The organism is uncultured Pontibacter sp. (assembly GCF_947492645.1).
Taxonomy (GTDB): Bacteria; Bacteroidota; Bacteroidia; order Cytophagales; family Hymenobacteraceae; genus Pontibacter.
In genome coordinates this window covers 87,702-110,662 of sequence record NZ_CANLMZ010000002.1, presented here as the reverse complement: position 1 = coordinate 110,662, position 22,961 = coordinate 87,702, and the positions used below count along the sequence as shown (strand labels likewise).

General features: G+C 49.0%; 12 protein-coding genes. 9 read left to right on the top strand and 3 right to left on the bottom strand.

Translation table 11 applies throughout. The features are described 5' to 3' along the window. Positions 1 to 57: 57 nt before the first annotated feature. The 8 genes from Q1A23_RS02580 (at position 58) to Q1A23_RS02545 (ending at position 18,344) form a co-directional block, all read left to right on the top strand. Entirely contained in the window at positions 58 to 2,631 is a 2,574-nt protein-coding gene (locus Q1A23_RS02580) for a M14 metallopeptidase family protein (protein WP_299819056.1), read from the top strand. A gap of 515 nt (positions 2,632 to 3,146) precedes the next feature. After that, complete coding sequence (locus Q1A23_RS02575) at positions 3,147 to 10,439, top strand: gliding motility-associated C-terminal domain-containing protein (protein WP_299819055.1); 7,293 nt, start codon at positions 3,147 to 3,149, stop codon at positions 10,437 to 10,439. Positions 10,440 to 10,457: 18 nt separating this feature from the next. Continuing rightward, entirely contained in the window at positions 10,458 to 11,480 is a 1,023-nt protein-coding gene (locus Q1A23_RS02570; protein ID WP_299819054.1) for a type IX secretion system membrane protein PorP/SprF, read from the top strand. A gap of 179 nt (positions 11,481 to 11,659) precedes the next feature. Continuing rightward, positions 11,660 to 12,196 (top strand): hypothetical protein, encoded by a 537-nt coding sequence (locus Q1A23_RS02565; RefSeq protein ID WP_299819052.1) that lies wholly within the window; start codon positions 11,660 to 11,662, stop codon positions 12,194 to 12,196. A gap of 19 nt (positions 12,197 to 12,215) precedes the next feature. Beyond that, the gene (locus Q1A23_RS02560) at positions 12,216 to 12,623 is read left to right on the top strand and encodes a DUF2721 domain-containing protein (protein ID WP_299819050.1); all 408 of its coding nucleotides are present in this window, start codon (positions 12,216 to 12,218) and stop codon (positions 12,621 to 12,623) included. Positions 12,624 to 12,846: 223 nt separating this feature from the next. Next, the gene (locus Q1A23_RS02555) at positions 12,847 to 16,038 is read left to right on the top strand and encodes a gliding motility-associated C-terminal domain-containing protein (RefSeq protein ID WP_299819048.1); all 3,192 of its coding nucleotides are present in this window, start codon (positions 12,847 to 12,849) and stop codon (positions 16,036 to 16,038) included. Positions 16,039 to 16,044: 6 nt separating this feature from the next. Further along, the gene (locus Q1A23_RS02550; RefSeq protein WP_299819046.1) at positions 16,045 to 17,049 is read left to right on the top strand and encodes a type IX secretion system membrane protein PorP/SprF; all 1,005 of its coding nucleotides are present in this window, start codon (positions 16,045 to 16,047) and stop codon (positions 17,047 to 17,049) included. A gap of 83 nt (positions 17,050 to 17,132) precedes the next feature. Continuing rightward, entirely contained in the window at positions 17,133 to 18,344 is a 1,212-nt protein-coding gene (locus Q1A23_RS02545; RefSeq protein WP_299819044.1) for an S-adenosylmethionine:tRNA ribosyltransferase-isomerase, read from the top strand. 110 nt (positions 18,345 to 18,454) lie between these two features. Here the strand turns inward: Q1A23_RS02545 and Q1A23_RS02540 are convergent, their stop codons facing one another. Both Q1A23_RS02540 and Q1A23_RS02535 read right to left on the bottom strand, forming a co-directional pair. Continuing rightward, positions 18,455 to 19,825, bottom strand: a complete 1,371-nt coding sequence (locus tag Q1A23_RS02540; RefSeq protein ID WP_299819193.1) for a M20/M25/M40 family metallo-hydrolase — start codon at positions 19,823 to 19,825, stop codon at positions 18,455 to 18,457. A gap of 507 nt (positions 19,826 to 20,332) precedes the next feature. Then, positions 20,333 to 21,343, bottom strand: coding sequence for a DUF1028 domain-containing protein (locus Q1A23_RS02535; RefSeq protein WP_299819042.1), 1,011 nt, complete (start codon positions 21,341 to 21,343; stop codon positions 20,333 to 20,335). 168 nt (positions 21,344 to 21,511) lie between these two features. Here Q1A23_RS02535 and Q1A23_RS02530 point away from each other — a divergent pair, with 168 nt between their 5' ends. After that, on the top strand, positions 21,512 to 22,324 hold the full coding sequence (locus Q1A23_RS02530; protein ID WP_299819041.1) for an NYN domain-containing protein: 813 nt from the start codon (positions 21,512 to 21,514) through the stop codon (positions 22,322 to 22,324). Between the two features lie 155 nt (positions 22,325 to 22,479). Here the strand turns inward: Q1A23_RS02530 and Q1A23_RS02525 are convergent, their stop codons facing one another. Then, a complete protein-coding gene (locus tag Q1A23_RS02525) occupies positions 22,480 to 22,866 on the bottom strand; it encodes a hypothetical protein (RefSeq protein ID WP_299819040.1) in 387 nt (128 codons plus the stop codon). Between the last annotated feature and the right edge of the window lie 95 nt (positions 22,867 to 22,961).

Below are 22,961 nucleotides of genomic sequence, written 5' to 3'. Positions count from 1 at the left end.
GCTAAAGCAGCAAATTGCAGATATAACTAATCTTATACTACCTAATACGCTACCTGAATGAAAAACCTTAGAGCGTTTGCTGTTGCTGCTATGCTTGGCTTTGGCCAACTGGCAGTTGCCCAACAAACAGAGCTTTCGTACTACCTGCCGCAGGAGGTGCAGTACAACCAGGAGGTACCCACTCCGAAAGATATACTTGGCTACAACGTAGGCGAATGGCACGTAAGCCACGACCAACTGGTGATGTTTATGCGCCAGATGGATGCCCTCTCCGACAGAATTACAATGGTAGAGTATGGCCGCACCCACGAAAACCGCCCTTTATACTTGCTAACCGTTACATCGCCGGAAAACCACAAAAACATCGAGGCGATAAAGGCCAATCATAAAAAACTTACCGACCCTGCAGCGTCTGGCAGCGTGAACATAAAAGACATGCCGGCTGTAGTTTGGATGGGATACAGCGTGCACGGCAACGAGCCAAGCGGCAGCAACGCCTCTTTACTTGCAGTTTACCACCTGGCAGCTGCACAAGGCCCGGAAATTGAGAAGCTGCTCAAAGAAACAGTTATACTCATCGACCCCTCCATTAACCCGGACGGACTTAACCGCTTTGCCAGCTGGGTAAACTCGCATCGCAGCAAAAACCTGATCACCGATAACAACAGCGTTGAGTTTGAAGAAGCATGGCCGCGCGGTAGAACCAACCACTACTGGTTTGACCTAAACCGCGACTGGTTGCCGCTGCAGCACCCCGAGTCAAGGGGCAGGCTGGCGAAGTTCCACGAGTGGAAGCCAAACGTGCTAACCGACCACCACGAAATGGGCACCAATGCTACATTCTTTTTCCAGCCGGGCATACCAAGCCGCAACCACCCGCTTTCTCCGGAAAACGGATTTAAACTGACGCAGAAAATCGGTACCTACCATGCCAAAGCACTCGATAAGATCGGCTCGTTTTACTATACCGAAGAAAGCTACGACGATTTTTACTACGGCAAAGGCTCTACTTACCCCGATGTGAATGGTGCTGTGGGCATCCTTTTTGAGCAGGCAAGCTCCAGGGGCCACGCACAGGAAAGTGTGAACGGCATACTGACGTTTCCGTTTACCATCCGCAACCAGTTCACCACCACGCTTTCTACTTTAGAGGCGGCACAGGCCATGCGCGAAGAGCTGCTGGCACACCAGCGCGATTTCTACAAGCAGTCTTACAACGAATCTAAAAAGGCACCGGTAAAGGCCTATGTGTTCGGTTCTGAAAAAGACAAGGCCAAAGCTTACCATCTGGCTGAGATTATCAAGCAGCACCAGATAGAAGTATACCGACCAAAAGAGGCTTTTAAGATAAACGATATAACCTATACCCCTGAAAATGCTTACATAGTACCTACTGAGCAGCCGCAGTATAAACTGATAGAAGGTATGTTTGAGAAGCGCACCACGTTTCAGGACAGCCTTTTCTACGACATCTCGGCCTGGACCTTCCCGCTTGCTTTTGACCTCGATAACGCGGCCCTGTCGAGCAGAAACTTTAAGAGCAGCCAACTGGGCCAGCGAGTAGAAGATGTTACCTTCCCGAAGGGTGAGCTTGTGGGCGAAAAAAGCAACTACGCCTATGTGTTTGAGTGGCATGGCTATTATGCGCCCCGCGCCCTGAACACCCTGATGGAGCGTGGCATTGTTACAAGAGTAGCTACCGATAAATTTACAACCGCCAACGGCAAGCAATTTGACTATGGCTCCATACTTATTCCGGTAACCGGCCAGCCAGTAAACCCTGACCAGCTGCACAGCATCTTGCAGGAGGTTGCCACCCAAAATGCTATACAGGTACATGCCATGCCAACAGGTTTTACACCACAAGGCATAAAGCTGGGCAGCCCGATGATGGCCAGCATAGAGCAACCTAAAATATTAATGCTGATAGGCGATGGCGTGAACAGTAACGACGTAGGCGAAGCCTGGCACGTGCTGGACGAACGCTTTAACATGAAGCCTACCCTTGTTACCACTACCCGTTTTAACCGCGTAGACCTGACCAAGTATAACGTCATCATATTGTCGGATGGGTATTACAACAACATCTCAAAAGAGAAACTACGCAGCTGGGTACAGCAGGGCGGTACGGTTGTGGGTATGGGCGATGCCGTAATATGGCTGGCTGATAACGGCATCGGCAACATCACCATCAAGAAAAGCGAAAGCGAAACAGCGCCACAAAAAGCATATGCCGACATGAGCAATACGTCTGGGGCGCAGGTAATAGGTGGAGCCATTTTTGAAACCAGACTAGACCTGACACACCCGCTGGCCTACGGTTATACCGATGCGCAAATGCCAATTTTCAGAAGTAATACTCTGTTCCTGGAGCGCTCCAAAAGCCCATATGCCAACCCGGTAATGTATACCGATAAGCCGCTTATGGCTGGTTATATTTCCAAGCCAAACCTGCAGCAGGTTAAAAATTCGGCTGCCGTGGATGTATCAACAGTTGGTGCGGGTAAAGTTATTGCCATGCCCGATAACCCTAATTTCCGCGCGTTCTGGTACGGTACCAACAAGCTCTTCCTGAACAGCATTTTCTTTGGCCAGATCATTAGTGGCAGCTCTGCCCGTGCCGAAGAATAATCTAAACTGCCCCTAAACAAAAAAGGCCTGAGTTCTCTCAGGCCTTTTTTGTTTTATAGGATTATACCTTCTATATAACTAAAAATATATCAGCAATATACTATTATAAGATTCATCATAATTCAGATCACCTCACCTGCAGCTACTCCTGTGCTTTGCATAAACAACTACAACAATAATACAGCCTAATTAAGATCCAATTAAAAGCAGCAAAAGCAAAAGTTACTTTATCTATAAAACTTTGCTGGCATTAGTTTAAATGTATTATAATCTTCACTAATTAAATCTAAGCTTCAATATTTTTCCATAACATTGCTTAACAACTTACGCGCACAAGCTAAAATATGTTCAAATTTTAGGATGCTTATAAAATACTATACTTACGAAAGAAGCAAACAAATACCATATCAATATTTTACAATAATTAAATTACCACAACTCAAACCAATCCATTATTTTAAAGCAGTTACAACTGTTAATTTACCAAGGTTCTGACGCTTGACACTAATACGCTTATGAGAATACTTTTACCCTTATTTTATGCATTTCTTTTAGCTACTGGCGGTACTCCGGAAAGTATACCCGCACAGACTAAAACCATTGCAGTCCAACAGCCAGGTCAGGCCATAACTTATGCAGGTATTTTACCTGCTGCACCTGCCCCTGTGGTTGCCCCAACGGCGGCCTGCAGAGCAGATGCCACCCTTACCGATGCAGGCGCCGGCGCATTTGGATCACCTTTTATGAATTGCTCTTCTGTTGGCTCGTTTTATACATTAACGGTGCAGAACAGCTCTACCACCAAAGGCACCAACAGCAGCTACACCATAGACTGGGGAGACGGCTCGGCGGTGCAAACTTTTCCGGGCAGCTTTACCACCACCACCCATACCTATACTTCGCGCGGGGCTTTTACACTTACTTTTACAGCCATAGATAACAACGGCTGCAAAACCAGCCAGACCTACCAGGTTTATAACATCAGTAACCCAGGTTTTACGGTTGGTAACCCGGGCAGCACAACGGCCTGCCTTACGCCAGAATCGCCAACGGTTACTTTTCGCTTTCCGGTAGTAGGCATCGAAACCAACCCGGCATCTACAATTTATACGTTCAGCTTTGATGATGGCTCGGCACCGTACGTGTATACCCATGCTGAGATGCTAGCCCGCAAAGAGGTAGTGCATACGTTTAACGAGAGCTCGTGCAGCATGCCAAGCCAATGGTTCTCGCTCAGGAGCACGGCAAAGTATACTTGTGGCGGCTCCGAAAAAACCACCGAAAGCGTTATTTCCAGTATCGTAATCAACAAAAGCACCAACGCAGACTTTACCATTGGCGGCGGCCCGCTTTACTGCACCAACAACGATATTACGTTAGGCAACGCCACCACCAACCCAGAGCTATGCCCTATCAGCTACAACTGGTCTATACTGGATGGGGTACAGGGCGTGGATTGGGTATTTACAAGTGGCGGCAGCGGCTCGGCTGGCGTAACGCTTAAATTTTTAAAGCCAGGCACTTACAGAATCAGGTTAAAAACGTTTACCGACGGTTGCGGCGAAGATGAAGTGATCAAACCGATCACGATTACAGAATCTGCAAGCGCCAAGTTCGATTTTAACCTGGACAAAGCCTCTGGTTGCCAAAACCTGCTAGTGTCTACGGTAAACAACTCTACCGGTGGCAGCCTTACCTACAACTGGAGCTTGCAGTACAACAATGTCAATGCTGTTTTAAACAATCACTACACCATCAACAGCGGCACTTTAACATCTGCAGCACCTAAGTTTATACTTACAAAAGTTGGTACTTATAAGATCATACTTAAAGCATCTAACGGTTGCAGCAACAGCACCATTACCAAAGATGTTATTGTCAGAGGCTTGCCTACGGTAGCATTTAAAAAACCAACCCAGGAAAACTGCGGCGCATTTACCTTAGACTATAATGGCCAGTTAAACATTACAGCCAACAACGGCACCATAGCCGGGTATACCTGGGAGGTAAATAATGGGGCTACTTTTGCTGGAGGCACCAACAGCAGCTCTGCCAATCCCAAAATCAACTTTCCGGGTGCTGGCACTTATACTATAAACGTTACCATCCGGAACGAGTGCGGCAACTCCAGCACAGCCACTCAAACCATAACCGTTAACCCGATACCAGCAGCGCCGACAGCCGAGGGCAAAACAATCTGCCAGAACGATGCAGCGCAGCTTACCGTGCAGAACGCAACAGCAGGTTATACTTACAAGTGGTATGGCCAGGCTACAGGAGGTGCAGTATTAGCAACTACCACTACCGCCAACCCTGTTTTTACCTCTGTGCCGCTTACCAGCGATGCCAGCTTTTATGTGGCTGCGGTGAGCAACAAAAGCTGCGAGGGGCCTAGAACAGAAGTAAAAGTTAAAGTATTGACAGCTGTTACCGGCAACACCATTACAACAACCCAGACGACCTACTGCGAAGGCACCGTGCCAGGCCAGCGCCTGAATGGTGGCAGTCCGGCAGGCGGAGGCGGTGCGCCTTATACTTTCCTGTGGGAGATTAGCTACAACGGCTACGACTTTGAAGATGCACCGGACACTAACAACGAGCAACACTACCAGCCGTCAGAGGCGCTGACCAAAGACACCTGGTTCCGCAGAAAAGTTTTTAACAACCCTTGCCAGACAGTTATTTCTGATGTTATCAAACTAAGCATTATACCCACGCCAAGGTTACCGATTATTAAGGATGCCAGCATTTGCTATAACCAGCATGTAACGCTGGAGGTGGATAATGCAGAAGATAACGTGACCTACTACTGGTACGATGCACCAACAAACGGCAACCTGGTGCGAACCGGTACTACTTATACTACGCCAGCCTTGCAGGCAGATAAAACATACTATGTAGCGGCAAGAACCCAAACCGCGCCTGTCTGCACCCTTCCTGAAAGAAAAGCTGTGAAGGTAACCGTTACGCCTGCCATGGCGGGCGGCGCCATCATTTCTTCTCCGGCTGCAACTGTATGCTACAATACCTCGCCAGGCACTATAACCGGCAATGCCCCAACAGGCGGCACCGGCTCATTTACTTATAAATGGTTTGCCAGCACCACCAATGCCGTAACAGATTTTGCCGAAGTAAGCAGCGGCACCAACCCGAACTATGCAGCCCCTGCCCTTACACAAAACACCTGGTTTAAGCGTGTGGCTTACTCTGGCAGCTGCGAGGTGGCCTCTAATGTAGTGGAGGTGCGCGTGGAGGCTTTACCGGTAGCTCCAACGGTGTTGGGCACCTCGCTTGTATGCTATGGTGGCAGCACTACTTTAACAGCTACTGCACCGGGCGGCACCTACCATTGGTATAATACAGCAAACGAAGAAGTACATACAGGCAACACCTTTACATTAAACAACCTGCAGCAGAACACAACCTACTTTGTTAGTGCTAAAAGCGCATTAGGTTGCGAAGGCCCGAAGGCAGCTGTATCTATTACGGTTACCTCTCCTATTGCCAACAACAGTATCAGCAGCAACCAATCCATCTGCAGCGGCGGCACACCGGCGTCGCTGGCAGGCACCTTGCCAACCGGCGGCGACGAGAAACCATACCGTTACCTGTGGGAATACAGCGAGGATGGCCTGGCATTTGAACCTGCTCCGGGCATAAACAATGAGCAAAGCTATACCCCCATCGGCACCTTTACCAAAGATACCTGGTTCCGCAGAAAAGTAAGTTCCAGCCCTTGCCCTGATGTTGTTAGCAATTTGGTAAAGATCACCGTAATTCCATTGCCGCAACTACCGGTTATTGCCAATGCTGATGCCTGCTATGGCAGCAGCATAACGCTACAGGTACAGGACCCGGAAAATGGTGTAAAGTATAGATGGTACGACCAGGCTATTGGCGGCTCCCTGCTCCGGATAGGCAATGATTATAAAACACCTATACTTACCAGCAGCACTATTTATTACGTTGAGGGCATTACCGACAATATCAACGGCTGCGTTAGCCCGGGCCGAACACCGGTTAGTGTAAATGTTACTCCTGCCCTGGTTGGAGGCGACATTATCAGCACGCCTAAAGCAAGCGTGTGCGCAGGCGGCTCTCCGGGTGCGCTTGGCGGTGATGCCCCAACAGGTGGCACCGGCACCTACACATACCAATGGTACGCCAGCACCACCGGCTCATCGGCAGGCTTCCAGGCTATCGATAACGCCACCACCCGCACCTACACGCCAGAAAACATGGCACAAACTACGTGGTTTAAGCGCGTGGTAACCTCTGCCAATTGTACAAAAGAATCTATTGTGGTGCGCGTGGTGGTAGAGGATGCCCCGGCTGCTCCTACTGTTGCTGGCCAGCTTAGCATTTGCAGCGGCAACTCTACCATGCTTACGGCAACAGCACCGGGTGGCAAGTATATTTGGTACAATGCTAGTGGCGCACAGCTTCACGTAGGTACCGTTTTCTCACCAACCTTAACCGCAACAACCACTTTTTATGTAGAGGCAGAAAGTGCCACGGGCTGCGTGAGTCCGCGCACAGCAGTTACCGTAGAAGTTGTTCCGCAGATAGGCAATACCATAACGCAAACCAAAACCACCATTTGCCCGAACGAGGATGCAGGGGAACTTAGCGGAGCTATAACCGGAGGCACAGGCAGCTATACTATACTTTGGGAGCAAAGTGTAGGGGGCGCGGCCTTTACAGCAGCCACAGGCATAAACAACCAACCAAACTACAGTCCCGGTAATCTAAATGCCACTACCACCTACCGCAGAAAAGTAAAATCAGAAGGCTGCGAGGTTATATCCAACGAACGGACAATTACTATTACCAACACCATTGCCAGCAACAGTATTTTTGGCGGCACCACCATCTGCGAAGGCAACACACCAGGCACCTTAAGCGGAAACGGCGAAGCAGCTTATACTTACCAGTGGTACCAGAGCACAACAGGCGCAGACGGCACGTTTGAGGCTATTGCAGGAGCTACTGCACGCGATCATGTACCGGCTGCCTTACAAAGCACTACCTGGTACCGCCGCGCCATTATACTTGGCAACTGCAGCAGCGTATCTAACACTATTGCGGTACAGGTACAGCCAGCCATAGCCAATAACGCTATTACCAACACCGGCCAAAGCACGATCTGCTACAATACCAGACCGGCAGCTTTAGAAGGCAGCAAGCCAACTGGCGGCAACAGCAGCTATACTTACTTGTGGCAGGTAGCCAGCGCCAGCGCACCCAATAGCTTTACAGATGCCCCTGGCACAAACACCGGACAGCATTACACTCCAGTTACCGCTATCACAGAGGCTACTATTTTCCGTAGGTTAGTTTACTCAGGCACCTGCGACCCCTTGGCAAGCAACTCGGTTCTGGTATCGGTGCTGCAGCCTGTGGTAAACCAGATCAGCACAGGCACAACCTCTTACTGCGCCAACAGCATTCCGGCAGCCATGGTAAGTGCCGCGCCAATTACAGGCGGCGACCCGGCAACGTACAGCATCCGCTGGGAACGCAGCCTTAACGGTGCTGCGTACGAAGTAGTGAGCAGCACAGAAACCTATGTTCCAACCGAACCGCTTGCAGCAGGCGTATGGCGTTACCGCCGTATAGTAGCCTCAGGTGGGTGTGCCGAGGTGGCTAGCAACGTGCTCACCATAACCGTAAACCCTCAAATTACAGGCAATGAGCTATTCCCGGTAAGCCCGCTTTGCAAGGGAGGCATGGTTACACTACAAGGCAAAGACATGCTGGCTGGCGGCACCGGAAGCTATACTTACCAATGGCAAAAAAGCACCGACGGCAAGAGCTTCGCCAACATCAGCAGCGCTACTGACCCGGATTATACTACTTCTCTAACGCAGCGTACCTGGTTCAGAAGAATTGTGAGATCAGGTGAGTGCAGCAGCGTTTCGGCTATAGCAGATGTTACCGTAGAAGATCCGATACAGGCGCAGATAACAGGGGAGCAAAGCCTGTGCCTTGGTACTGCCTTTACAGAATTAAGTATAACCTCTATCTCGGGTGGTAACGGCAAGTATGCTTATCAATGGGAGAAAAGCGAGTCGGGTAGCGCAGGGCCATACATTGCCATTAGCGGTGCCACCGACGCCAGGTATAAACCTGTGGGCCTTAGCCTGCCAACGTGGTACCGGATAAAAGTAAGCGGTGGTGCCTGCGGCGATTTCAGGAGCAACGCTGTTAAAGTACAGTACTACCCGGCCATCACAAATAAAATAACAGGCAACCAAACCATTTGCCAGGGTAGTGCCGCCGGCACTTTAGCAAACCAGGCGCTGGAAGGCGGCGATGGCGCAAACTACAATTTCCAATGGAAGCAAAGCTCCGACGGTGTAAGCTATACCCTGATCCCCGGCGAAAGCAACATCTCCTTTACGCCACAGAATATAAAGAAAACCACCTGGTTTAAGCGTGTGGTAACTTCAGGTGGATGTGTGGCAGAGTCGGAAGCAGTAAAGGTTACTGTTGTAGAAGGCCCTGTAAACGAGATATCAACACCGGTAACACATATTTGCTATAACACCAGACCAGAGCGCATAATACAGGCAAAACCTTTGGGTGGCAGTAGCGGCCCTTATACTTTCCGTTGGTTTAAAAGTATAGATGGCGTGGTGTTTACGCAGGTTTCAGGGGCAGTATCCGAATCGTATCAACCGGAGCCGCTGCAGCAGACAACCTGGTACCGCCGCACCGTTAATTCGCAAACCTGCGGAGAACTAGAGAGCAACACCATTAAAATTCAGGTAGACCAGCCAATTGCCGAGAACTACATTAAAACAGCAAACCAGGTCTTATGCTTTGGCCAAAGCCTGACCGTGCTGGAGGGCTCTACTCCTACCGGTGGCAATAACACTTATGCGTACCAGTGGTTGATGAGCACGCTTGGCGAGAACGCTGGCTATGTACCGGCAACAGGCCTTAACACAAACAGGGATTACAAGCCTGAACAACTGGAAAGAACTACCTGGTTTAAGCGTGTTGTATACTCAAGCCCTTGCCAGGAGGTAACCAGCCCAGCTGTAAAAGTAGAAGTGGTACCTTTGCCAGCCATACCTGCCTCCAGTAATATGGTTGTTTGCGTAGGCAGCAGCGCCTTACTTACAGCCACAGCAGCACCCGGCGAAGAAGTGGAATGGTACGACAGCGAAAGCGGTGGCAAATTACTGGGCAGAGGCCCTAACTTTAGCACAGGCAAACTTACCGGAGACGCCAGTTACTACGTGCAGGCTGTGAATAAGCAGCGGGGCTGTGCTAGTTCAGGTCGCCGGGAGGTGCGCGTAAGCGTTGTTACGCCGCAAGCCTCCGTTACCAGCGACTTAACTATACAAGAAGGGAAAACGGTGCAGCTAAGAGCCGCCGGAGGCACGCAGTACCAATGGTTCCCAACCGATGGCCTGTCTGACCCAACCAGCGACATGCCGCTGGCCAAACCAGCCAAGACCACCACTTACACAGTTACAGTTACGACCCCGGAAGGCTGCACAGCCAAAGCAGAGGTTACCATTACGGTTACTCCTAGAATACTTGCCAACAACCTGATGTCAGTTAACGGCGATGGACTGAACGATAAGTTTATCATCAAAAACATCGAGAATTACCCTAATGCGCGCGTGGAGATCTTTAACCGCTGGGGCGAAAAGGTATTCGAGTCGAAAGGCTATACTGAACCATGGGACGGCACCAGGAACGGCAACCAGCTTCCGATGGCAGCTTACTACTACCTTATCTACTTAAACGAGCAGGATGAGCCGATAGCAGGAAGTGTAACGATTGTTAAATAGATAGCAGCAGAGGAAATCATGAAAAAGATACTAATAAGCGCGCTGGTATACTTCGTTATGTTGGTAACCGCAGAGGCGCAGCAGCGCCCGCAATACACCCAGTACGTACTGAACAATTATCTTACAAACCCTGCCGTTGGCGGCATAGAAAGTTATGCCGACCTGCGCCTGGGTTACCGAACGCAATGGGCCGGGCTGGAGGGCGCACCTAAATCGTTTTACGCCACCGTGCACACCTCCTTGGGCAACAGTAACAACAGCGTAGGCAGCGGCAGCAACAGGCCTAAAGAGACAAAAAGCAGGTATGGCTTCTCTAAAAAGAGCAGCTACAAAAAATCCAGGCCGCACCACGGCATAGGCGCAGTTGCACAGGTAGACGAGGCCGGCTTACTGAAAACATCTACTTTTAATGCCAGCTACGCTTACCACCAACCGCTAAACCGCTACCTTACTTTGGCAAGCGGCATTGCAAGCGGCATTACGCAATTTCGGGTAAACACGCAGGATGCCGTTATCTTCGACCCAAGCGACCCTTACCTGAACAGCTCTTTTGAGAACGCGACCAAAGTTGACCTGACCATTGGTTTCTGGCTTTACAGCACCGACTTTTACATAGGCGCATCGGGGGCGCAACTGCTCCGCAACGGGAACGATTTTGAAAGTGCAGGTACTGACAGGAACCCGCACATGCGCCAGCAGCCTCACTTTTACGCTACGGCTGGTTTGCGTTTGCAGCCAAGCAATGCCATTACCGTGGTACCGTCTGTTATGGTAAAGGCAACAGACTCAGCTAAGCCAGCCATAGACTTTAATGCCAGGATGATGTATGCGCAGCGCATCTGGGCCGGCGCATCGTACCGCCACCAGGATGCCATGGCCGTGATGGCAGGCATCAACATAAACCATGTGTTTGATGTGGCTTACTCTTACGACATGTCTACCTCAGAACTAAACAAAGTAAGCGCAGGCAGCCACGAGGTTGTTTTAGGCATCAAGCTTAACAACCACCGCAAAGTAATCTGCCCGACCTGGATCTGGTAATCTTTACAGGCAATCTCAACTTTTACCCGCTACCCTTTCCCTAGTATGAAAGCTAAGTATAAAAGCCGGAGCACTTGCGCCGGCTTTTTGCTTTTACACTCTCTGATAACAGTTGGTAGTGTTACAAAGTATAAACTATTACCTTTGCGGTTCACAAACATCCAACAAAGTATAACCCTATGAGTGCTAAGAGCTTTGAAATGCTGCTAGAACTGGCTTTTGATACAGATAAGCCTGAAGTTTACGAAGAAGGTGCAACAACCGCATACCAGCAGTTTGAGAAGGCTTTTAGAGCCATGCAGCAAAAGGGCGGTAAGCCTACCGAGGATGTAAACTATCATTTTGAGCGCTTGCGCCTGGGTGTGGCTATTGCGTTTGTACAGGCTTTTGTGCGCCTAGCCGACAACGAGAAAAGCCACGAGGCTTTAGGTGTTTTGCGGGAAGCGCTAAAGGCTAAAAACTCCCGCGAGATCGATAAGATCGTGCAGAAGCAAATTGCTAAATTTGACCACCTGTACCACGAGATTTTTGTGAACGAGCAGCGCGATTACTTATTGGGCATGTTCGAGCGCTCTTTAGATGCATCGAGCAGAGAAGAACTGGACGAACTGATTTTCCAGGGGCTTGAGCTGCTGCCTGAGGTAGACTGGGATGCAAAGGGCCACGACGAAGATGATAGCGAGCCGCTGGACGAGGACTTCCTGAAGAGTTTGTAACAAAACATCAGCGCAAAGTATGGATATTACCCTGACCACTCCGGCACTATTATTTCCGGCCATTTCGCTGTTGCTGCTGGCCTATACAAACCGGTTTATGGCTTTGGCAAATCTTATCCGTAGCCTTAAATCGCGTTATGCCAGCACCCACAGCCACCTGGTGTATGGGCAGATTGAAAACCTCCGCACCCGCCTCTTACTTATCCGCAACATGCAGGCCTTTGGCATTAGCAGCATATTTGGCTGTGTGGCGTGCATGTTTGTACTTTTTGCCGGTTACGAAACAATCGGCAAATACCTTTTTGGCCTGAGCCTGATCCTGCTCATGATTTCGCTGGCCCTGGCGCTACGCGAGATTCAGATCTCTGTTAATGCGCTGCAGCTGGAGCTAAATGACCTGGAGGAGGCATCTGAAGAGCCAAAATAAGTGAGTTCCTGTTCAGCAGCAGCTCTTTTACAGCATCCCGAAAAATGTATCGGCACAAAATCTCCAAATCCGCATATCATTCATCCTGAAATAATATTAAAATCAAAATAAAAATATTCATAATTTAAGCCTTTATAATATAGGAAAACTGGCTTAAATTAATATATTTGTGACTAGTGCATCAAGGGCTGCATAATCTTGATTAACATTTAGTTGCAATTGGATGATCAAACGTTTACTACTTCTATTTATACCTCTCCTTTTTTGCACCAGCGCCTTCGCAACACATATTGTTGGGGGAGAATTTGAATTGCGCCATACCGCCGGCTATAACTACAGACTGTTTTTTAATTTATACTTTGATAAGGTAAACGGTAGCGCAGGAGCTAGAGACCCTTATGCAACTGTTGCCATATTTGAGAAGGGAACAGACCGGCAGATTCATACTTTAACGCTCCCGCTCAGGTCTGAAACGCTGATGAACTACACGAACATTGGCTGCACCACCAGCGATATTCAAACATCTATCATGTTGTATTACGAGGATATATACCTCGACCCTGCCATTTACAACAACCCGTCCGGCTATTACCTTGTGTGGGAACGCTGCTGCCGCAACAACACCATCAATAACATTGCATCACCGGAGGCGGCAGGCACTACTTTTTACATGGAGTTTCCGCCGGTTGTGCTGAACGGGGCAGACTTTACCAACTCTTCGCCAAAGCTGTCGCCTCCGCCAAACGATTATGGCTGCGTTGGAGAGTTGTTTTACTATAACTTTAGTGGCACCGACGCTGACGGTGACGAATTGGTGTACGACCTTGTAACACCGCTAAATGGCTCCAGCTCGCCTAACAACATATTGCCCTCCCCTCCCGCCAGCGCACCTTACCAGGAAATAACCTGGTTGCCGGGCTACGCCAGAGATAACCAGATACAGGGGTCGCCTGCCGTAAGTATAGACTCTAAAACAGGTAAGTTAACTGTAGTGCCCAGTTATGCAGGTTTGTTTGTGTTTGGCGTACGCGTTCAGGAGTTCAGAAACGGAGTTAAAATAGGCGAAGTGAGAAGGGACTTTCAACTGCTAGTGAAGTCTTGCAGCATAAACGGCGCACCGCTGGTATCAGCAGTTATAGATGGCAAATCCACACCCTATGAAGAAGGACAGGAAATACGCATTACTGCTACAGACTCGCGCTGTATAAAAGTATACTTCACAGACCCTGATAAAGACGAGCCCATTTCGATAACGGCAAGGCCTGTAAACTTTAACAACAACTACTTTGGGTTTAAAGGTATAACTACCGGCATTGTAAATACTGCTACCGGCGAAAAAGTACTGGAAACGACCTTGTGCCTGGACAGGTGCTTCGATACGAAAGGCGGCATATACTTGCTGGACCTTATCGTGAGTGACAATGGCGACAACGGTTGTGGCTTGCCAAAGCAGGCTATAATTCGCTTAAGCCTTAAAGTAGATCCGATGCCTGACAACCCACCGGCAATTTCTTTTTCTACGAGTGATAAAGTAATTGAAGTAACCGAAGGCGACATCATAAACTTTGATGTGACAGGCAAGGACCCTGACGAGGAGGAAGTGATACTATCTGCCAAGGGCATCGGCTTTGATCTGAACAGCCAGAACATCACCTTCGCCCCTAATACCGGTATAGGTACTGTTACATCTCCTTTTACCTGGCAGATTGATTGCGAGGCTATCAAAAAGCCGTCTTTCCAAATAGAGTTTACCGTGCTCTCACCTACCTGCGGCAATAATGTTACCAGAAAAGAGATCATCGAAATAAGAACGAAGCGCTACGATATTACAAACAACCTTGCTGCCACAGCCCAAAGTATATGCGCAGGCCAAACACCTGCTACACTTACCGGAAGCACACCCGCCGGCGGAAAAGCGCCTTTTACCTATACCTGGGAAGTAAGCACCACAGACGCCAACAGCAACTTTACAGCTGCCCCCGGAAACAACCAGTTGCAGCATTACAGCCCACCAGCGCTTAGCCAAACTTCCTGGTTCAGGAGAAAAGTTAGCTCCGGGCCTTGCTACGAAAGTATAAGCGAGGCTGTAAAGATCACCGTATTCGAAGCGATTAAAAATAACACAATAGCTACTGCCCAGACCATCTGCTTTAACTCTGTTCCGGCACAATTAGCCGGCGAAAAACCTAACGGCGGAAATGGCACTTATACCTACCAATGGGAGTACAGCCACGAAAGTGAGAATAGTGGGTTTAAACCAGCACCCGGCACAAACAATACCCAAAGCTATCAACCTGCAGCCCTTTCTCAGACCACATGGTTCAGGCGGGTAATACAATCTGCCCCTTGCCTGGAGGCACAAAGCAATGTTGTGAAAATTACCGTTGTGCCTGCTGTTACAGCTAACACTATTACAGGCACCCAATTGGTATGCTATGGAAAAACCCCGACACCTTTAACAGGTGCAACACCCGTTGGCGGCACCGGCAGTTATACTTACCGTTGGGAGTACAGCACAAAAAGCGCAACAGAGGGCTTTGCCCCGGCAGCCGGCAATAACACAGGAGCAACATATACTGCTGGCACATTAACGCAAAATACCTGGTTCAGGCGTGTGGTTACATCAACCCCATGCGAAAGCACAAGCAATGCCATACTTGTAACTGTAGACCCACTACCTGCTCCGCCACTTGCAAGAGGCACTACAGTTTGCCCCGGCCAAACAGCTACTTTAACGGCAAGAACACCTGTGGCAAGCTATAAACTGGAGTGGTACGACCAGGCAACCGGCGGCAGGTTATTGGAGACAGGCCCTGCTTATACTACCCCCGCTCTTACTGCCTCCACAGATTACTTTGTGCAAACAGTAAACGGAAACGGTTGCGCGACTTCAGAAAGAGTTAAAGTAACAGCCCTTGTAGAGCAACCAACAGCAGATGCAGGCAAAGATGTAACGATCATACAAAGCAAATACACCGCTTTAAAAGCCAGCGGCGGCGAAACATACTCCTGGTCGCCTGCTGCCGGCTTATCAGATCCTAACATTCACAACCCTGTTGCCTCACCCCAGGAAACCACAACGTATACTGTAACAGTAACCTCAGCTTTTGGCTGTGTATCTACGGCACAGGTTACCGTTAATGTGTTGCCGCTTATAGACCCTACCAATGCCATCACGCTTAATGCGGATAACATAAACGATTACTGGCATATCCGGAACATAGAGTATTACCCGAACTGCCGCGTGAAGATATTTACCCGTTGGGGCTCCCAGATATTTGACTCCAAAGGCTACAAGGAACCATGGAATGGCCTGCACAATGGCAAACCCTTGCCTGTGGCCGCCTACTACTATGTTATTGAGCTGGGTGTTGATGATGAATCGGTTTCGGGAAGTATAACGATCTTAAAGTAGCAGGGAATGAAATTAAGTTATACTTTACTGCTGATCCTCGTTTCGAGTGTAGCCGTTTATGCGCAGCAATTGCCACAGCACACACAGTATGCGCAAAACAATTTTTTGCTAAACCCTGCTGTAGCTGGCATTGAGAATTACATTGACCTGCGCGCAGGCTACCGTACACAATGGGTCGGTTTAGAAGGTGCCCCCACCAGCTTTTATACCAGCATCCATACTTCGCTGAACAAGAACGACAGAAACGCAAAGCCCCTGAGCATGCGCAACCCAAATAATAACCCAGGTCTAAGCCCTAATAAAAACAACCGCTTTCATGCACGCCCGCACCACGGCATAGGCGCAGTTGCCCAAGCCGACAGGTCGGGCCTGCTACAAACTGTTTCGCTTAACCTGAACTATGCTTACCATTTGCCACTAACGCGTACTTTAAACTTATCCAGCGGCATAACAGCAGGGTTAAGACAGTACAGGGTAAACAAAAAAGACCTGGACCTGCTAATACCAGATGATCCCTTTCTTGCAAACGATACCGAACACATGAACAAACCCGACCTTGGCATTGGCTTTTGGCTCTACAGCCGAAATTTCTATATTGGCCTGGCGGGTATGCAGCTGCTGAAAAGCGAATCAGGCACTACACAAGGCTCTTTGCACGCAGCCTTACAGAAGCACTACTACGCAACAGGCGGATTTAGAGTACAAGCATCGGATATGATTACAGTTACCCCGTCTGTTATGGTTAAAATGGCAGAAAGCGGACTAACAATGGTTGATCTGAATGCTAACCTTACCTACGCGCAGCGATTTTGGATAGGAGCTTTTTACCGTTACGATGACGCTGTAACAGGTACTGTGGGCGCTTACCTGAACCATTTGCTAGATGTAAGCTATTCCTACGATATCACCACCTCAAAATTAAATAAAGTAAGCGCCAACAGCCACGAGATAGTTATCGGAATCAAACTAAACAACAAGCAAAAGGTGCTTTGCCCCCAATGGATCTGGTAAAAGTATAGTAGGCTAAGCTTTAGCTAACGGCAGGTTAATTTACGCGAAAGCGCTACCTTTGCACCACGACTAAAGTTTTTAAAATGACCGACCCGAAGAAGCTGGCCATAAAGGATTTTGTGTACGAGCTGCCAGACGAACGAATTGCGAAGTTTCCGCTGCCCGAGCGCGACCAATCTAAATTGCTGCACTACCGCCAGGGGCAAATAGCAGAGCATACTTTTACCGACTTACCACAACTACTGCCACCCCATACGCTACTCGTTTTTAACGACACCAAAGTAGTACAGGCAAGGCTGCTGATGCAAAAGGAAACAGGTGGCCTGGTAGAGATTTTTTGCCTTGAGCCTGTGGCTCCACACCGCGAAATTCAGTTGGCCATGCAGCAAACCGCAAGCAGCACCTGGAAGTGTTTAGTGGGCAATAACAAGCGTTGGAAAAACGGACCTGTTAAGTTATACTTTAAAGGCGGCGAATTACAGGCAGAACGCGAAGCGCAGCAAGAAGGCCATTTCCTGATCCGTTTCACGTGGACGCCAGCCGAACTTACCTTTGCCGAAGTGCTGGAAGGATGCGGCAGGCTGCCTTTGCCCCCATACCTTAACCGCGACCTCACCCCCGACGACCATACCCGTTACCAGACCATTTACGCAAACCAGCAAGGTGCCGTAGCAGCACCAACCGCTGGCCTGCATTTTACTGACCGGGTAATGGAAAAGCTACAGCTGCAAGGTATAAATACTGCTTACTTAACGCTGCACGTGGGTGCCGGCACATTTAAGCCTGTAAAGGCCGATACCATGGAAGCCCACGAGATGCACGCAGAGCAGCTGTTTATCTCAAAAGCTTTTCTGGAAAAGCTCCTGCAGCACCTGGGCAACCCTGTTATACCTGTTGGCACTACCAGCATGCGCTCTCTGGAAAGCTTATACTGGCTGGGCGCTAAAGTATGGCAACAGCCAGCGCTACCCGCACAGGAGCTGCACGTAACACAGTGGCAAGCCTACGAAAGTATAGAAGTACCAAATGCTGAAGAGGCGGTAACTGCTTTGCTAAAGTATATGGAGGCACAGAATAGTGAGTATCTGCACGCTAGCACACAGATTATTATAGCGCCGGGTTATACTTTCCGGATCTGTAACGGCTTGGTTACCAACTTTCACCAGCCGGAGAGCACGCTATTGTTGTTGGTTTCTGCTTTGATTGGGAAAAACTGGCGCAACGTATACCAGCATGCCCTGGATAATAACTATAGATTTTTGAGCTACGGAGACAGTTCGCTACTGCTGCCGTAGAAGATAGTTATAAAACAAGAAAGGCCTCCTGAGTGGGAGGCCTTTCTTGTTTTATACTGCAATCTATACTTAGACCATGCAAACGCACTTGTGCCAGTATAATTTATACTTTATTTAGCGGCCTTTGCGCCGTTGCCATCCAGCCCATACTCGGATATCAAGTATACCAAAGCTGCCATAGAGGCTGCACCAAGCTGCATTTCGCGGCGGTTAACCTGCTCAAACGTATCAATTTCGGTGTGGTGGTAATCAAAATAACGCTGCGAATCCGGTCGGAAACCAATAAGCGCTACGGTGCCCTGTCCTTTAAGCGGACCGATGTCTGCGCCGCCACCACCACGTGTTAAGTCGTGCAGGCCGTAAGGAGCCAGTAAAGGCTTCCAGGTTAGTACTTGCGCATACTGCCCGTCGTTACCATCAATGCCGAAACCGCGTGGGGTAAAGCCACCTGCATCAGACTCAATAGCGGCAATATGCTTCTCTCCTTTTGATTTGGCTACTTCTGCATACTTACGGCCTCCGCGCAAGCCGTTTTCTTCGTTCATGAACATGACGGCACGAATTGTGCGTTTCGGCTTTATGCCCATCTCTTTAAACAAACGCAGCACCTCAATCGATTGCACACAACCAGTACCATCATCATGAGCGCCTTCGCCAATATCCCAGGAGTCCAAGTGGCCACCAACTACAATTATTTCATCTGGCTTCTCAGTTCCTTTTATCTCGCCTATCACGTTGTAAGAAAGCACGTCCGGCAGGGTTTCGCAGGTCATGCGCATGTAAAACTTCAGATTTGGGTCGTTAGCCAGCAACTTGCTTAACTGCTCTGCTCCTCTTGTACTGATGGCAGCTGCCGGTATTTTCTCTACACCTTCTTCGTAGCGTGTACCTCCGGTATGCGGCACATCCTGGATATCGTTTGTCATGGATCGAACCACAACACCTACTGCACCAAGTTTTGCCGCAGCTACAGGTCCACCGCCACGCTGGTCTACTGCGCCGCCATAGGCTGCACCTGTTATTACCTGTGTGTTATCAAAAGGACGGTTGAAGAACACGATCTTGCCTTTTACTTTTTTCTTACCCAGCTTCTCTAATTCTTCAAAACTTTTTACTTCAACTACCTCAGCACTTAATCCATTCTCGCCTGTACCCACAGAGCCTCCTAAGGCTAAAATATTTACGTCCTGGCTTCCTACTAATTTAGAGTTGATAATACGGCCGATCTCCTTGTCGCCACGCACCCAATACGGCACCATCACCTCCTGCAAGTATACTCTGTCAAGTCCCATTTTTTCCATTACCTGCCGGCTCCACTCTACAGCGGCAGCGGCTTGCGGCGAGCCACTTAAGCGGGCACCAATATTTTTGGTAAGGTAACGCAGGTTCTCGTAGCTTTCGTAGCTGGTGAGGGCGTTATCGTACATGTTTTTGATGGTGGCAGAGTCGGTTTTGTAGTTTTGCTGTGCCATAGCTGGCATGGTTACCAGCGCCGCTGCAGCCACCACTACATTTCGCAAAGTTTTCTTCGTTAGCATTATAAGGTTTGTGTTTAGCAGTTTAGTTTAGGTGCATCAAGATAAGAAATTTTGATTTAGCAAGTAGGCGTTTGAACATGGTTTTGTGCAGCAGGGCTCATGCGCTGTTTATGTTTAGTTCTGCAGTACCAGATTCAATCACTTGCTAAGAAGTGTCAATACCTGCCTTTGTGTTGAGCGCCTTGTAGCTATTGCGGTGCCAAATGAGGTGAGGCAGCCTGAGGTGCGTGGGCAACTTCAGGTACATAGCGCGATGCGTAAAGGCAAGGCCTTGCTTAAAGAGGGCCCCTACCCCCACCTTGAGCAAACCAAAGCTAAAGGTGAAAGTACAGGCAAGTGAGGCTGAGGCATAGCAGTTGCCAGACAGATACGCTACACCTGCGATAGTAACAACAGCAACTATTGAGTACAAAAAAGGCAGATGCCTTACAACATCTGCCTCTCTATACTTTACTTTGCTTTCAGCAACTTTTCCAAATCCTTCTTGTTCACATTCAGCAACCCAACTTCAGGCAACCTGGCTGTAAGCTCTCGCCAGTTGTCGTCTTTGTGGTATACTTCCCGTAATATTTTGGCGGCTGCATCAACCTGGCCGCTGCTTGCCAACCCGATGGCATGCCAGTATTTCATTTCGAGGTTCTCAGGAAACATTGCTTCAGCTTTACCATACTCCTGCATCGCTTTCTGCATTTCTCCTTTTTCTATGGCCAGGTCGCCGTTGTTCATATGCTCATAAGCGCGGTGTACTTTTAGCAGGCGGGCCAGTTCGTCTAATGGTTTGTCATGGTCATCAACCCGCAGGTCAACTGTTTTATCGTCCCAGGGCTGGCCTGACTGCTGGCCTTTTACCACAATCAATGCAGCAGACTGCTTTCCACGAATATCGCCTCCCTCCTGCTCTGCCGCCTGCATGGCCAACAACACTCGCTCTGCCAGCGGTTGCCCTTCACTTCTTTCGAAAGCTTTTGCCATGGCAGGCCATACTTTATCGGTTAGCATCATGTTGGCCTGCACTGAGAAATTCTTTCCTGTAATGTGGCCGGCATACCGAATACATTGCTTACCTGTGTGCGTGGCTACGTTCCCCTTGGCATCAAGTATAGAAACCTGGCGCACTTCACGGCCTTCGTCGTCGGCTAAAAGTATGGCCAGAGCTTCCTGAGGTGTTTTACCCTCCTTTAAAAGCTGCAACCCGCGTGGCCCGAACGATTTGTTTGTGAAAGACTGTGTAGCCACCACACCAACACCGGCCTCGCCCCAGGGCACCGCAGTACCCACCGAAAACCAATGACTTTGCACACCAACAGCCATTTCTCCTGTGTTAGCATCACGGGCTACGATAGAGTATGTATGTGCCAGCGGTTCATCGGCTTTAAACACCTGCGCCTGGCTGTGGGCGGTACCTGTTGCTACCGCAAAAGCTGAGCCTAACATAAGTAAAATCTTTTTTAGACGGATCATATAGTTCGTTAATTGCTCTGTTACGGTAAGTTATACATTTTGTCGCATAAATTCAGCACTTGCTTTAAACCTGCAAGTATAACTTCTGCTCAAAATAGAAGTATAAAACTTATTGCACCTTTAAGCAGGTGTGGCTACAGCACCGTGTCCACCAGCAACCTTTTATACATGAAATACACATCCCGAGAAAGAAAACCGTCGCGCATGGCCATGCTAATAGACGGCGATAACGCCCAACCCAGCCTTATTGTAAAGCTATTAGCCGAAGCCGGCAAGTATGGCCCACCAACTATCCGCAGAATTTACGGCGACTGGACCACCCCGCAAATGAACGGCTGGAAAGAGTGCCTGAACAACCATGCGATACAGCCTATACAGCAGTTCCGGTACACCGTCGGCAAAAATGCCACCGACAGCGCCCTGATTATTGACGCAATGGATTTGCTGCATAGTGATCTGGTAGATGGTTTCTGCATTGTATCATCAGACAGCGATTATACACGCCTGGCTACCCGCATACGCGAGGCCGGCATCTTTGTGATGGGCATTGGGCAGCGCAAAACGCCAAAGCCTTTTGTTAATGCCTGTAACGTATTCATCTTCACAGAAAACCTGACAGATGACATTGATGAACGCAAAATAGAGGAAGCAGAGAAAGGCCCTGACAACGGAAGCACCCATCATAAGCCTAATCCGCTGCCAATGTTAAAAGAGGCCTTTGTAATGTCGGCTGATGAAGATGGCTGGGCGCACCTGGGATCTATGGGAGCTAACCTGCGCCAGCTAGACCCCAGCTTTGACCCGCGCACCTTCGGCTATGGGCAACTGCTACAGTTGATCAGAGCATACAAAGAGATTTTTGTTATCCGCAAAGAGGATGATAAAGGGCCATCTGCAGTTTACATTAAGCGCAAAGACAAGCGCCGCAGCAGCCCCAGAAAAAAGGCGCAGGCGCAGGAGCCGGCACTACAACGTAAGTAGTATAAATTTACTTTTTGCAGTACCCATTCGTTTGCCTCCTTCCGGGGGAAACAAGGCAAACGAATGGGGCTTTAAAGCAAAAGTGATGCATCAGAGAGTATAGTTGATGCATCGCTTTTGTGTTTATAAAGTATAATCCAGGGAGGATCAGTTTACTACGGCAGCACTTCTACCACTAACCTTAACATCTGCTTTTCTGCGGCATTTTCTAAACCCGGGTGCGGTAAAACTTCCTTTAACGTAATGCTGTACTGCTGCTCTCCAATCTTTAGCGGCAGCGTATGTTTTATACGAACAGGATCGGGGCGGCAATCACCAATGCACATGGCTATGTTTTCGATACGCTCTGCTGCATTGGCCGCCGAGAGCAAAACAGTTGCATTACCCAACCATATACATACTGCTTCTTTAGGGCATCGTGAATCTGTAACAGCGTTAAACTGCAACAGCAGCGTTTCCCCATCTCCTGTTACTTTTATCGCACCATCTTTTTCCAGAAGAAACGACTCCCCAAATTTAGCCTCACCTTGAACAGTTGCCATATCAAACTGGCTGCATTGCCATAACGACAACATCAGCAGAATGGAGCATATATAATTGGATATCGAATGCAGGATTATCATACCGTTTTGTTTAT

Coding starts and splice junctions, on each gene's coding strand:
- Q1A23_RS02580 (WP_299819056.1), top strand. CDS start 58: ATGAAAAACCTTAGAGCGTTTGCTGTTGCTGCTATGCTTGGCTTTGGC.
- Q1A23_RS02535 (WP_299819042.1), bottom strand. CDS start 21,343: ATGATCCGTCTAAAAAAGATTTTACTTATGTTAGGCTCAGCTTTTGCG.
- Q1A23_RS02540 (WP_299819193.1), bottom strand. CDS start 19,825: ATGCCAGCTATGGCACAGCAAAACTACAAAACCGACTCTGCCACCATC.
- Q1A23_RS02555 (WP_299819048.1), top strand. CDS start 12,847: ATGATCAAACGTTTACTACTTCTATTTATACCTCTCCTTTTTTGCACC.
- Q1A23_RS02525 (WP_299819040.1), bottom strand. CDS start 22,866: ATGGCAACTGTTCAAGGTGAGGCTAAATTTGGGGAGTCGTTTCTTCTG.
- Q1A23_RS02550 (WP_299819046.1), top strand. CDS start 16,045: ATGAAATTAAGTTATACTTTACTGCTGATCCTCGTTTCGAGTGTAGCC.
- Q1A23_RS02560 (WP_299819050.1), top strand. CDS start 12,216: ATGGATATTACCCTGACCACTCCGGCACTATTATTTCCGGCCATTTCG.
- Q1A23_RS02575 (WP_299819055.1), top strand. CDS start 3,147: ATGAGAATACTTTTACCCTTATTTTATGCATTTCTTTTAGCTACTGGC.
- Q1A23_RS02570 (WP_299819054.1), top strand. CDS start 10,458: ATGAAAAAGATACTAATAAGCGCGCTGGTATACTTCGTTATGTTGGTA.
- Q1A23_RS02565 (WP_299819052.1), top strand. CDS start 11,660: ATGAGTGCTAAGAGCTTTGAAATGCTGCTAGAACTGGCTTTTGATACA.
- Q1A23_RS02545 (WP_299819044.1), top strand. CDS start 17,133: ATGACCGACCCGAAGAAGCTGGCCATAAAGGATTTTGTGTACGAGCTG.
- Q1A23_RS02530 (WP_299819041.1), top strand. CDS start 21,512: ATGAAATACACATCCCGAGAAAGAAAACCGTCGCGCATGGCCATGCTA.